The organism is Bradyrhizobium sp. BRP19, assembly GCF_020194195.1.
In the GTDB taxonomy this organism is placed as follows: domain Bacteria; phylum Pseudomonadota; class Alphaproteobacteria; order Rhizobiales; family Xanthobacteraceae; genus Bradyrhizobium; species Bradyrhizobium yuanmingense.
In genome coordinates this window covers 998,226-1,010,359 of the sequence record NZ_JADYVZ010000001.1, presented here as the reverse complement: position 1 = coordinate 1,010,359, position 12,134 = coordinate 998,226, and the positions used below count along the sequence as shown (strand labels likewise).

General features: G+C 66.1%; 17 protein-coding genes. 7 read left to right on the top strand and 10 right to left on the bottom strand.

The features are described from left to right. Positions 1-222 precede the first annotated feature (222 nt). The gene (locus tag I6F36_RS04985; protein WP_036012895.1) at positions 223-810 is read left to right on the top strand and encodes a TetR family transcriptional regulator; all 588 of its coding nucleotides are present in this window, start codon (positions 223-225) and stop codon (positions 808-810) included. A 35-nt stretch (positions 811-845) separates the two neighbouring features. Here I6F36_RS04985 and I6F36_RS04980 read toward each other — a convergent pair whose 3' ends face one another. The 3 genes from I6F36_RS04980 to I6F36_RS04970 all read right to left on the bottom strand — a co-directional run bounded on the left by I6F36_RS04980 (position 846) and on the right by I6F36_RS04970 (position 3,293). After that, the gene (locus tag I6F36_RS04980) at positions 846-1,151 is read right to left on the bottom strand and encodes a hypothetical protein (protein ID WP_074448241.1); all 306 of its coding nucleotides are present in this window, start codon (positions 1,149-1,151) and stop codon (positions 846-848) included. Positions 1,152-1,261: 110 nt separating this feature from the next. Beyond that, the gene (locus I6F36_RS04975) at positions 1,262-1,915 is read right to left on the bottom strand and encodes a response regulator transcription factor (RefSeq protein WP_036012892.1); all 654 of its coding nucleotides are present in this window, start codon (positions 1,913-1,915) and stop codon (positions 1,262-1,264) included. Positions 1,916-1,922: 7 nt separating this feature from the next. Continuing rightward, positions 1,923-3,293 carry a sensor histidine kinase gene (locus I6F36_RS04970; protein WP_225132712.1) on the bottom strand — a complete coding sequence of 457 codons (1,371 nt, stop codon included), beginning with the start codon at positions 3,291-3,293 and terminating at the stop codon, positions 1,923-1,925. 198 nt (positions 3,294-3,491) lie between these two features. Here I6F36_RS04970 and I6F36_RS04965 point away from each other — a divergent pair, with 198 nt between their 5' ends. From I6F36_RS04965 to I6F36_RS04945, 5 genes are all read left to right on the top strand, one after another. Then, complete coding sequence (locus tag I6F36_RS04965) at positions 3,492-4,262, top strand: MotA/TolQ/ExbB proton channel family protein (protein WP_225114377.1); 771 nt, start codon at positions 3,492-3,494, stop codon at positions 4,260-4,262. Beyond that, positions 4,259-4,945: a hypothetical protein gene (locus I6F36_RS04960; protein WP_036012886.1), complete on the top strand. Its 687-nt coding sequence runs from the start codon at positions 4,259-4,261 to the stop codon at positions 4,943-4,945. Before I6F36_RS04965 ends, I6F36_RS04960 begins: the two co-directional genes overlap by 4 nt. Further along, positions 4,938-5,543: a hypothetical protein gene (locus tag I6F36_RS04955; RefSeq protein ID WP_036027815.1), complete on the top strand. Its 606-nt coding sequence runs from the start codon at positions 4,938-4,940 to the stop codon at positions 5,541-5,543. Before I6F36_RS04960 ends, I6F36_RS04955 begins: the two co-directional genes overlap by 8 nt. Positions 5,544-5,661: 118 nt before the next feature. Then, complete coding sequence (locus tag I6F36_RS04950; RefSeq protein ID WP_225132711.1) at positions 5,662-6,402, top strand: metallophosphoesterase family protein; 741 nt, start codon at positions 5,662-5,664, stop codon at positions 6,400-6,402. A 3-nt stretch (positions 6,403-6,405) separates the two neighbouring features. Beyond that, on the top strand, positions 6,406-7,839 hold the full coding sequence (locus tag I6F36_RS04945) for a bifunctional serine/threonine-protein kinase/universal stress protein (protein ID WP_225132710.1): 1,434 nt from the start codon (positions 6,406-6,408) through the stop codon (positions 7,837-7,839). A gap of 27 nt (positions 7,840-7,866) precedes the next feature. On the opposite strand, the gene I6F36_RS04940 is transcribed toward I6F36_RS04945, so the two are convergent. The 5 genes from I6F36_RS04940 to rpe form a co-directional block, all read right to left on the bottom strand. Further along, a complete protein-coding gene (locus tag I6F36_RS04940) occupies positions 7,867-8,055 on the bottom strand; it encodes a hypothetical protein (RefSeq protein WP_225132709.1) in 189 nt (62 codons plus the stop codon). A gap of 21 nt (positions 8,056-8,076) precedes the next feature. Then, positions 8,077-8,256 (bottom strand): hypothetical protein, encoded by a 180-nt coding sequence (locus I6F36_RS04935; RefSeq protein WP_225132708.1) that lies wholly within the window; start codon positions 8,254-8,256, stop codon positions 8,077-8,079. 4 nt (positions 8,257-8,260) lie between these two features. Continuing rightward, the gene (locus I6F36_RS04930; RefSeq protein WP_225132707.1) at positions 8,261-8,401 is read right to left on the bottom strand and encodes a hypothetical protein; all 141 of its coding nucleotides are present in this window, start codon (positions 8,399-8,401) and stop codon (positions 8,261-8,263) included. 90 nt (positions 8,402-8,491) lie between these two features. Beyond that, on the bottom strand, positions 8,492-9,091 hold the full coding sequence (locus I6F36_RS04925; RefSeq protein WP_109143247.1) for a hypothetical protein: 600 nt from the start codon (positions 9,089-9,091) through the stop codon (positions 8,492-8,494). Between the two features lie 47 nt (positions 9,092-9,138). Continuing rightward, the gene (gene rpe, locus I6F36_RS04920) at positions 9,139-9,840 is read right to left on the bottom strand and encodes a ribulose-phosphate 3-epimerase (protein WP_225132706.1); all 702 of its coding nucleotides are present in this window, start codon (positions 9,838-9,840) and stop codon (positions 9,139-9,141) included. 255 nt (positions 9,841-10,095) lie between these two features. Between rpe and I6F36_RS04915 the strand changes: the two genes are divergently transcribed. After that, positions 10,096-10,848, top strand: a complete 753-nt coding sequence (locus tag I6F36_RS04915) for an EF-hand domain-containing protein (RefSeq protein WP_225132705.1) — start codon at positions 10,096-10,098, stop codon at positions 10,846-10,848. A 13-nt stretch (positions 10,849-10,861) separates the two neighbouring features. Here the strand turns inward: I6F36_RS04915 and I6F36_RS04910 are convergent, their stop codons facing one another. After that, positions 10,862-11,074 carry a KTSC domain-containing protein gene (locus I6F36_RS04910; protein WP_036027804.1) on the bottom strand — a complete coding sequence of 71 codons (213 nt, stop codon included), beginning with the start codon at positions 11,072-11,074 and terminating at the stop codon, positions 10,862-10,864. 48 nt (positions 11,075-11,122) lie between these two features. Further along, complete coding sequence (locus I6F36_RS04905) at positions 11,123-12,121, bottom strand: P1 family peptidase (RefSeq protein WP_036043568.1); 999 nt, start codon at positions 12,119-12,121, stop codon at positions 11,123-11,125. Positions 12,122-12,134: the final 13 nt, after the last annotated feature.

Sequence of the window (12,134 nt, the reverse complement as noted above, 5' to 3'; positions counted from 1 at the left end):
GACCGCGGACGAATGGAGACTTAGACAATGACGACCGAAATCCTCAATTTCACTGGCGTGATTGGGCATTGGCTCAATTTGCTGGTGGCGCGCCAGATCGCGGCGCAGGCTGCAAAACTGCCGCATTAAGGCATAGGCTTTCCGAAACGACCGGCCAGGGCGCTTCGGAAGCAGCCCTACTGTCGGAGTAAACTGAGCCCTGAACGGGAACATGGTGCTGGCATGAATGAAGCTGTTGTCTTGACGCCGGAGCGGATCCTCGAAGTCACCGAGGACGTGCTCAGGCGTTACGGACTTGCCAAGGCCACCGTGGTCGACGTTGCCCGTGCGCTCGATGTGAGCCACGGCAGCGTCTACCGTCATTTCCCCAGCAAGGCCTCGCTGCGCGAGGCCGTTGCCAAGCGCTGGCTGGACCGCATCGACGCCCCGCTGCTGGCGATCGCCAGGGAGCAGGGATCGGCGCCCGACAGGCTCGACCGCTGGCTGCGCACGCTGTTCGCGGCCAAGCGTTCGCGTGTGCTCGACGATCCTGAAATGTTCGAGACTTATCTGACTCTGGCGCGTGAGGCCTGCGCGGCCGTCAAGTGCCACAAGGACACTATGATCGACCAGATCGCCGCGATCCTGACCGACGGCGTGCAGCAGGGCGAGTTCGCCGTGGGCGACGTCAAGGTGACCGCGCGCGCGATCTTCGATGCGACCGTCCGCTTCCACCATCCGGCCCATGCCGAGGAATGGAAGGACGCCGATCTCCCCGCGCGCCTCGATGCGACGCTTGCGCTGCTGCTGCGTGGGCTGAAGGCGGCCTAAGGTCGCAGAACCCGTTCAGCCCTGGGTGCTGTCAATCAACCTCGCGTTTTCTGGAGAGCGGCGCCGTCGCGGGGCAAGGGTGCGGATGCCGAATGTCTGCGCGTGTGGAAGGCAGGATCGGACGATGGCACGACCGGCGGACTATCCGGATAAGCGTTGACCGCGATTTCGACGGCGTCCTTCGACCGCCTTCGAAGCCGGTAGAATGTCAGCTCCTGATCGAACATCGGACAGCGAAAGTGGACGATGGCGGTGTCCGGCAGGCGGCAAAGTTCGTCGATGAGCTCGCCTACTGTGATGATGGGGGGATGGTCGACTGCTTTGGGGTGACCCTTACTCATGACCCTTTACTCCTTGTCTGCCGTACTAACCGGAGCCGGATCGGAACCGTTCCAATTTCGTTCGGCAGATTGAGGATCGCGAGGGATGAGGCTGTGCGGCAGCTTTGCTGCTAGATCCTCGTCAGCCCGCAGGTCGCGGCGAGCCGCACCAGCTGCGCATCGGTGCGCGCGCCGGTCTTCGACTTGATCAGGTAGTGATAGTTCTGCACGGTCTTGACGCTGAGATTGAGATGCGCCGCGATCTCTTCGGTGGTGGCGCCGCCGGCGAACTGGCGCAAGATCTCGATCTCGCGCTCGCCCAGCTGGTCCAGCACCGAGCCGGTCGGGGACAGGCTGTCCTCCGCCAGCACATGCGCGATGTCATCGCTCATGGCGCGCTCGCCGCGGGCGACGCTGCGGATGGCATTCACGACCGCGGACGGCTCGCTGCTTTTGGTGACGAAGCCGGAGGCGCCAGCGCCAAAGGCCGACTTCACCAGCACGGCCTCATTGTGCATGGTGAAGACGAGAATGCGCGCACGCGGGCTGCGGGCGCGGATGTTGCGGATCGCCTCCAGCCCGCTCGCGCCGGGCATCGAAATGTCGAGCACCACCACGTCGGGGTCATGCGCCTTGAACGCGCCGTAGGCGTCGGCGGCGTTGTCGGCTTCCGCCACGACATGCAAATCGCCCTGGCTCTCCAGCACGCGCCGATAGCCTTGCCGCACGATCGGATGGTCGTCGACCAGCAGCACGGAGATGCCTGTTGCCGCCACCTCGTTCATTCCGGCCTCATGCAGCGAGCGGAATGGTGGCGGCGATGCTGAGGCCGCGGTTCGCGGGCAGGATCGACAGCGATCCGCCGGCGGCCGTGACGCGCTCGCGGATTCCGGTGAGGCCGAAGCCGGCCGATTGCGCGACACGCTCCGCATCGCCGCCGCCGTCGTCCTCGACGCGGATCAGCAGCGCATCGTCCTCGCCGGCGCGCCGCTCGACGCGGAGCGAGATCTCGCGCGCTGCACTGTGGCGCAGCGCGTTGGTCAGGCATTCCTGTGCGACTCGATAGGCGGTTGTGGCGGCCGGGCCGCTGATGTCGGTGAGGTCGCCCCTGAGATCGAGCTGGATCGCCGGCCGCGCGGCGCTGTGCGAGCGCCAGCTGTCGACGAGATTGACCAGGCTCGCCTCGAGCCCGAGCTCCTCCGGCAGCGGATTGCGCAGCCGGTTCAGCGCGTCGCGCAGCGAGGCCATCAGATGGTGCGTCGCCTGCGAGATCATGCGCGCGTCTTGCGCGATCCAATCATCCTTGTGCCGCTTCGTGCTCGCCGTCTCTATCGTGTTGGCGAAGGCGAGAATGGCGGACAGATTCTGCCCGAACTCGTCGTGCAGCTCGCGGGCGAGCGCGCGGCGCTCGTCGTCGCGGATCTCGATCAGGCGGCGCGTCAGCGCGGCGCGCTGCTCGGTCGCTTCCTCCAGCCGGCCGCCGAGCTCGCCGACGGCGCTGCCGATCATCGCCAGCTCCATCGAGCGGAAGCGCGGCAGCCTGGTGCGATATTGGCCGCGCGCCATGCGCTGAAGCGCGGTGACGATCGCGCGCGCCGGCGCCAGCGCGTGCGCGATGGCGAGCGAAGCAAGCAGGGCGATCGCCGCCGCCATCAGCAGCGCGACGTCGATGACGTTGAGGACGTAGTCCCAGGCGAGCGCGATCGCGGCGGCCGCATGGGGCGTCGCAACGACGGCGCCGGCGGCTGCGGCGCGGGGACTGACGGGCCGCACCACCTCGGCGTGGCTGCCGAGGAAGCTCGGCACGATGGCGGCGAACCAGCGCGGCGGCGTCTTGCCCAGCCCCTCGCTCTGGCCGCAGAGCGGCTTCTCGAAGGCCGCCGCGGGCTGGAACTCGACGCAGACGCCGGGCGAGATCAGCTTCATCGTCTCCAGCGTGCGCCACTCCGGAACCGGCAGGAGATGCTCGCGCGCCCTGCTGCTGCGCAACAACAGCTCGCGCCAATACAGCGCCTGAAGCGCCTGCGCGACCCGCTGCGCCGACGCCGCCGTCGCCCGATCGACGCTGCGATAGGCATCGAACGTGGCCCATACGGTCGCGGCTCCCAGGCACAGCGCTACGATTAGAAGCAGGCGGGCTACAAGCTGAAGCACGAGGCGCATGCGATCACCCCCGACGTTTGCTAAGGTCAGCCTAACAACGCCGCCGTGCCTTGCCAATCGCAGAACGCTAGGGATTGCAGCTCGGGCAAATTTCCCAAGCCGGATTGGGCATGGGTCTTTGGACCTGAAACGGCGGCTTTGATCTAATCGGTGAGGACACGTTGCAGGCCGGCGCCTGCAAGCCAGGAGCGGTGCAGCATGAGTTCGATGACGATTGGACCAATCGCAAGCCAGGCTGCCGATCCATCCGAGCGCAGCGCGCTGCTGTTCTGGATGATCTTCACCGGGCTGTCGATCTTCGCTGTCGTGCTGCTGTGGCGCTTCGGCCTGATTCACCTGATGCTGACCTCGGACCGCACCTACATTTCAGCGGTGATCGCGGCGCTCTACGTCCTCACCTGCGGCCACTGCTTCCTGCGGACCCGGGCCATCGCGCGGGAAGGGGCGGCGACGCGGCGCTGCCGCGCGGTGCTGTCGGCAGCGGGCGGCAGCAAGGCGCTCGATGCGAGCGCCGTGGCGCTGCCGCGCGGTCTGGTGCGCGACCACATCGAAAGCCTGGTGATCAAGGCCGCGGCGCAGGACTACCGGCCGGTCGACCAGACGCTGCTGCTACGTAATCTCGCCGATCGCTTGCGCGGCTCCAACGGGTTCGGCGCCTTCGTCTCCGATACGCTGATGAAGCTCGGTCTGCTCGGCACCATCATCGGCTTCATCATCATGCTGGCGCCGATCGCGGGGCTGGACGCCGCCGACAAGGTCGCGATGCGCTCCTCGATGGGCTTGATGAGCGACGGCATGGCGATCGCGATGTACACGACGCTGGCCGGCCTTGTCGGCTCGATCCTGATCCGCATCCAGTACTACATGCTCGACGCCGCGACCCAGCGGGTGTTCTCGGACGCGGTGGTGCTGACCGAGACCTATGTGACGCCGGTGCTGGAGCGCAAGGGTTCGGGAACGCCGTCATGATGGATGATTTCGGTCTCTATCCGCGCGAGGAGCCGTTCGACCCGCTGGGCGTGATGCTGTTCAAGGCGCTCCAGGTGATCGCCTTCCTGTTCTTCCTGGCGCTGCTGGCGGTCTCCCCCGACGCCAAGGACGGCAAGATCGATTCCAAGGCGGAGTTCATGATCACGCTGGACTGGCCGGACAACCACCCCGACGATCTCGACCTGTTCGTGCAGGATCCCGCCGGCAACATCGCCTGGTATCGCCACCGCGAGGCCGGCTTCCTCACGCTCGACCGCGACGACCGCGGCGGGGCCAACAATTTCATCATCGTCAACGGCAAGAAGATCGCCTCGCCGATCCGCGAGGAGATCGTCACCGTGCGTGGCATCCTCGCCGGCGAGTACGTCGTGAACGTCTCGCATTTCGTCGCCACCACCGGCGAGCCTGTGACGGCCGGTGTGAAGGTGCAGAAGCTCAATCCGACCGCGCAGGTGATCTTCGACAACAAGTTCACGCTCGACCACACCGGCGACGAGAAGACCGCGGTCCGATTCCGGATCGATGCGGAAGGCAAGGTCGTCGATGTCGATCAGCGGCCGAAATCGCTGTTGGAGACGTTCCGCAGCAGTTGGCGCAACGGCGGCGATCTCGATGCCAGGACCGGTGTGAGCAGGAACGCTACGAGGGTACGCCGTGAGTAACCTGCAAACGGTCATCCTGACGCTATCGGTCGCGTATGCCGTCATCGGCGCGCTGCTGCTGGTCGTTCTGGTCTATGCGCGGCTGCACTGGTCGCTGAAGGCGGTCGCCGTGGTCGTGACCAGCACCTTCTACATCGTCAGCTTCACCGAAATGCGCGGCCTGCTCGGTTGGGCCAGCACAGAGCGGCTGCCGACCACCTTCAAGCTGCTGAAGGCCCGCATCGTCGAGCCGCATTCGCTTGAGGGCGATCCCGGCTCGATCTATCTCTGGGTCGAGGCGCTGGACGAGGACAATCGCCCGAGCGGCATCCCGCGCGCTTTTCGTGTGCCGTACAATGACCGGCTGGCCGACAAGACCCACGCCGCCGAGAACGAGATCGCGGCCGGACATCCGCAAGGAGGGCGCGCGGCGGATTTCGGCGGCGGCGACGGCAGCCTGATCGACCTGGTTCGAGAATATGTGACGCCGAAGACCATCCTGGAGACCAGCGGCGGCGATTCCTCGACCGGCGAGTTCACTGCGCCGCCGGCCGGTGCCCAGGACGCGGTGTTCACGCCGATTCCGCCGCCCCGGATGCCGCCCAAGGACGAGCAATAGGCCCATCACCATCACCGCAGAGCAGCGCTGGCAAACGGCCCAGTGCTGGCGCATCCTGTTGACCTCCCTCAATTTGGCCTCATCGGCCCCGAATAAGAATCTGAGGGGTGGAGGGTGCGTGCTTCTCGCTGTCTTCTCGGATATCCATGGCAACAGGCAGGCGTTCGAGGCCTGCCTGAAGATCGCGCGTGCGAAGGGCGCGGAGGGCATCGTCCTGCTCGGCGACTTCGTCGGCTATGGCGCCGATCCGGAATGGGTGGTGGACACCGCGATGGAGCTGGTCGCGCAGGGCGCCGTCGCGGTGCGCGGCAATCATGACCAGGCGATCAATTCCACGGCCGAGACGATGAACGCCGAGGCGCAGATCGCGATCGAATGGACCCGCGGCCGCCTCGACGCGGCGCAGCGGCGGTTTCTGGCCGAATTGCCGATGCAGGTGGAGGACGATGGCCGCCTGTTCGTGCATGCGGAAGCCTCGCATCCCCAGCGCTGGCACTATGTCCGCTCGACCGTGGACGCCGCCAAGAGCCTGATTGCGACACGGGCCCACGTCACCTTTTGCGGCCACATCCACAGGCCGGCGCTCTATTCGATGTCGGTCACGGCGAAGATGACGAGCTTCGTGCCGAAGACCGACGTCCCCGTGCAGCTCCTGCGCGGACGGCAATGGCTCGCCGTGCTCGGCTCGGTCGGCCAGCCCCGCGACGGCGATCCGTCGGCGGCCTTCGTGCTGTTCGACACCGAGTCGTGCCAGATCACCTATTGCCGCGCGCCCTATGACGTCGAGACCGCAGCGAGCAGGATCCGCGACAACGGTCTGCCGCCTTGGCTTGCCGACCGCTTGTTGCAGGGGCGCTGACGGATGCCCAAACCCCTGGTCAAGTCGGGCGCGGAGATCGACGGTTTTACGATCGGCGAATGCGTTCATGCCGGCGGCATGGCGACGCTGTGGACCGTCACCCATCCCGGCATCGACGTGCCCTTGCTGATGAAGATCCCGCGGGTGTCGGAGGGCGAGGACGCCGCCGCGATCGTCTCCTTCGAGATGGAGATGATGATCCTGCCGCGGCTGGCGGGGCCGCACGTGCCGGCCTGCTTCGGCACCGGTGATTTCGCCCGCCAAGCCTATGTCGTGATCGAGCGCATTCCAGGTGCCACGCTGTACAAGCGGCTCCCCGACCTGCCGCTGCCCTATAACGAGGCGCGGCAGCTCGTCGCCAGGATCGCCACGGCGCTTGCGGATCTGCACCGGCAGAACGTGATCCACCACGACATCAAGCCGAGCAGCATCATGTTCCGCGAGAGCGGCGAAGCGGTGCTGATCGACTACGGCCTGTCGCATCACAACCACCTGCCGGACCTGTTGCAGGAGGAATTCCGCCTGCCTTACGGCACCGCGCCCTATATGGCACCCGAGCGGCTGCTCGGGGTGCGCGACGATCCGCGCAGCGATGTGTTTTCGCTCGGCGTGCTGCTCTATTTCTTCACCACCGGCGAGCGGCCGTTCGGCGAGGGCGAGACGCTGCGGGCGATGCGGCGCCGGCTGTGGCGCGATCCGCATCCGCCGCGGAAGCTTCGTGCGGATTATCCGCCCTGGCTTCAGGAGGTGGTGTTGCGCTGTCTGGAGATCGAGCCGGTGTGGCGCTATCCGACCGCGGCCCAGCTTGCCTTCGATCTCGCTTATCCGGACCAGGTCAAGCTCACCGCGCGCTCGGAGCGGGTGAAGCGCGATTCCCTCGGCATCGCCTGGCGCCGGCGCTTCAACCAGGGTGTCATGGCGCCGCGCGCGAAATCGGATGTCGCAGCCCAGATCGCATCGAGCCCGATCCTCGCCGTTGCGCTCGACACGGCGGAGGGCGCTCCGGAGCTGAACGAGGCGCTGCGCGTGACCACCGAGCGCATCCTCGCCACTTTGCCCTCGGCGCGGCTTGCCTGCGTCAACGTGCTCAAGCTGAACCGGATTGCGATCGATCGGACGTTGGACGAGCAGGGCTCCAACAAGCATATCGATCGTCTGGTCGCGCTCAGGCATTGGGCAACGCCGCTCAAGCTGGACGAGAGCCGGCTGTCGGCTCATGTGCTGGAGGCGGTCGATCCCGCCGCCGCGATCCTGGAGTTTGCCAAGGCCAACCAGGTCGACCACGTCATCATCGGCGCGCGACAGAGCTCGTTCCGGCGCATGCTGCTCGGCAGCGTGTCGGCCAAGGTGGCCTCGGAGGCGAGCTGCACCGTCACCGTGGTGCGGCCGCCGCGATTGGCGGGGGACGGCGGCGGGCCGGAGGCCGGCGAAGGTTAGGCCGGCCGGGGCGATTTGCGGGCCGGATCAGGCCGCGTGGACGGCAAGCGCGCGCTTGCGGCGGATCGGCCAGGAGAATTGCGGTCCCGGCTCGCCGTGATCGGCGCTGCCGCCGAAATACTGGATGATCTCGCGGCAGGGCTCGCAATTGAACAGGTTACGCGACGCGGACGCCTTGGTCATTTCCTTCAGGCAGTTCGGGCAATGCGGTTTCATGGGTGGTCCGGAAAAGAGGTCTTAGTGTCGGCGCGGCGAGCCAAGCGAACGGTCGAGGTCCGAATTGTCGAGCCCGGCATCGTCGTCCAGCGTGCCATCGCCGCGCTCGAGGCGGCCGAAGAAATAATCGAGGCTCGGATGCGGGCGCCGTGGAATCCGGCACCGGCGCTTCGGCTGACGCCTCACGAGTGCGATCTGCATGACGTCAGCCTCTGGTGCGGTCGCGGCGGATGCTGCGGGCCGGACGTGCCGGGGCCTCGACCGGTCCGGCCGAGGGACCGAACACCACAAACGCACTGAAACCAATCCACAACGCCACGCCAGTCCAAACCAGGGTCGTCGTCATGATGTGCTCCCGCGAAAACAGGCAGGAATCACTTGCAGTGATTTGCGCGAATCAGGGAAGTCCGGATGAGTACGGACCAAGGCTACAATTTTAAGCTTTGCGCCTTGCAGAACCCGTGGAAGCCGCAGTTCTTCCCGCGTGCGACCGACGTACTTTGCCGGTGCGCGCATGATCGAGGATATCCCGGATGCGCCTTGCGTCTCGAACACAGCGAAACCCATAGCGCCCGGTGTAGTCGGTATCGGGCGAACGGGTCGAGCGCCCTGACGCAAAGTTCAGGTGGCCGACGCCGCCGCCGATGTCGAGGATTTCGAACACTTCATCCATGGCGTCGAACGAAGTAGCGGTCACGCTGCGTCTGCTCCAGGCCGTGCGCACGATCAGCGCGCGGCGGTCGGTGATCACATAAAGCGTCTGCAGGTCTTGCAGCAGCATCACGAACGGAGCTGCAATCATCCCAACTCCAATCATTGCCAGAGGTTGGGTCGCTTGGTCGATCCAATCGTTGCTGACGGCGATGACGGTCAGCAACAACCAGGGAAATCCGATCCACCAGAGAAATCGCCACATTGTCGCGTTGGCGATGGCGTCGGGCTGCCCCTGCCAGACCACTTGCTCTCCATCATGAAGGGACTCGGCGAGAAGACGAAGCAGGCCGGCAGTAAACGGAGTGGCGCGGAGTTTATCCATTCCACTTGGTCGTAGCGGCCGCGGCTCCGGTTCGGATAGCGATGGTCTCAGATCGCCTCGCCGCGTGCCCCAAGTGCCGCGTTGCGGATCGCGGCGATGTTGGTCTTGTAGGCCTCCTGCGTGCCGCCTTTGAACACCGAGGTGCCCGCGACGAAAGCGTTGGCGCCGGCTGCGGCGAGCGCACCCACAACATCGGGGCCGACGCCGCCGTCGACCTCGATATCGATCGGGCGGCCCGCAACCATCGCGCGGATGTCCCGGATCTTGTTGATCGCGGAGGGGATGAAGGCCTGGCCGCCGAAGCCGGGATTGACCGACATCACCAGCACGAGGTCGACGAGGTCGAGGACGTATTCGAGCGCGCTGATCGGCGTCGCCGGATTGAGCGAGACGCCGGCCTTCTTGCCGAGCGCGCGGATCGCCTGGAGCGAGCGGTGCAAATGGGGACCTGCCTCCGCGTGCACGGTGACGTGGTCGCAGCCGGCCTTCGCGAAGGCCTCGAGATAGGGATCGCAGGGCGAGATCATCAGATGCGCGTCGAAGATCTTCTTGGTGTGCGGGCGCATCGCCCTGATGACGTCAGGGCCGTAGGAGATGTTCGGAACGAAGTGCCCGTCCATCACGTCGAGATGGATCCAGTCGGCGCCGGCGGCGTCGACGCTGCGCACCTCCTCGCCGAGCTTCGAGAAATCCGAGGCCAGGATCGAGGGCGCGATGGCCAGGGGGCGGGGGGCGAAAGCTTGGGTCATGGCGCGTTTTCCCGGGGGCGGACGGACGACGAATGGCCTCGCCTAACATGGGCTCTTGTGGCGGGCAATGCAGGAGGGGCGCCCTTCCTGTGGGCGGAAATTTCTGCCGCCGGCGGCATGAATTGCCGATGTTCCCGCGGCCTGCACGACCCGACGGATGCGGAATTCGTTGAGCTTTTCGCGATGGCACGGCGCTTGCTGAGTTCAGCCGCAGAACATTGGTCGCGGCATGCCGCATCCTGTTGGAGTTGTGCAATGTTGTTCGCCCTTGGTGCGGTATCGAGCGCGCTCGACGCGATCCAGTCGCTGACAAACGCGAAATCGTCGTCGGCGGCGCACAAGACCGGCTCCTCGCAGAGCGCGCCGACCAATCCGTTCGCAATCGACAGCGGCAGCAGCAGCACGACCGGCGCGACCTCGTCGGTCAATGCAGGTAAATATCCGCAGATCTCGGCGGAGACGATGAATGCGCTGTTCGCGGCGCAGGGCCAGTCGGCCAACGGCACATCCTCGTCGTCGAAGGGCCGGGAGGCTGCGCTGAAGGATCTGTTCTCGCAGATCGACGCTGACGCCGACGGCAAGATCACCAAGTCCGAGTTCGAGGACGCGCTCGGCGCGGGCGGCACCAACCTGGCCCAGGCCGACGACGTGTTCTCGAAGATGGACGCGAATGCGGATGGCAGCGTCAATCTCGGCGAGATGACGAAGGCGCTGAGGGGCGGTCACGGCCGTGATCACGCGGAAGGCGCGGACGATGGCTCGGATTCCTCGTCGCAATCCAGCCGCGGCTCGACGTCGACCACGACGACCAATGCCGACGGCTCGACCACCACCACCGTCACCTATGCCGACGGCTTCAAGATGTCGACCACGGTGCCGGGCGCCGCCAGCTCGTCGAATGCGAAAAGTGGCGGCAATTCGCCTTATGATTGGTTCGGGCAGATGATGCAGCGCCAGGCGCAGGCCACTGCGGGATCAGCAGCTTCATCGATGTCGATCAGCGTGTGAGCGCGTCCCGAAGTTACCCGGCAAGTTCGTGCGTGATGTCACGACAGGCATAGCGGTCGCGGATCTCGCGATTGAAGAACGTTCCTTTTGCGCGCGCATCCCTGAACGCAGCAGCGATCTCGGGCGGAACATCCTCATAGACATAGAGGCGCCCGCTGACGAACGTCACCTTCAGTTCGCGTCTCTCTGGCGCATAGCGAAAAAAGCGGATCACGGAAGAGGGCATGGCCGCACACCTTGTCCGCCGGGTAACGCTTGGGTGACGGTTTCGTTTCTAGCCGAACCGGTCCTTCCAAGCCGCCTGCGCGCCCGGAAACGGTAGGGCCGTCGCGCTGTAGACGCCGCGGGCGATCGCGCGGGCGACCACGTTGGCGGCGATCGTGCCGAGCTCGGTGAGGCCAACCAGCGGCTCGATCGGCGTTTCGCAGGTGGCGGCGGCGAACAGCACGTCGCCGTCGGTCGGCGCATGCACCGGATAGATCGCGCGGGCGAAGCCGGTATGCGCGATCATCGCCAGCCGCTTGGCCTGGGGCTTGGTCAGCACCGCGTTGGTCACGACGGCGCCGATGGTGGTGTTCTCGCGCGCGCTCGCGGCAGGACCGCCCTTGATGCGCATGCGGAGCATGTCCTCGGTGAACTTGTCCGGCAGGCCGCGTCCACCGAATTCGCCGTCCACCTCGAACGGCGCCGCCCAGAACCACGGGCCATTGCCGACGGTGACGCTGCCCACGGCGTTGACGGCGACGATCGCCGCGACCTTGATTCCGCTCGGCGTCACGGCCGATGCCGAGCCAAGCCCGCCCTTGAACGTCGCGGTGGTGGCGCCGAAACCGGCGCCGGCGCTGCCAAGCGCGAAATCCGCGCTGGTGGCGGCAGTCGCCGCGGCATAGCCGAGGTCGCGATACGGCGAGAAGCGTCCCCAGGCCTTGTCGCCGCCATTGAGCAGGTCGAACAGGATCGCCCCCGGCACGATCGGGATCAGCGCTTCGCGAACCCGGTGGCCGCGGCCCTGCTCGGCGAGCCAGGCCTGCACGCCGCCGCCGGTGTCGAGGCCGAAGGCCGAGCCGCCCGACAGCGCGATGGCGTCGACGCGCTCGACCGTGTTGGCGAGATCGAGCAGTGCATCCTCGCGCGTGCCGGGGCCGCCGCCGCGCACGTCGATCGCGGCGATCGCAGGAGAATCGAAGATGATCGCGGTCGCACCGGAACCGACTTTCGGATCTTCGGCGTGGCCGACCCGGACGCCGGCGATATCGGTGAGAAGGTTCTTCAAGGCGGCCTCGTGT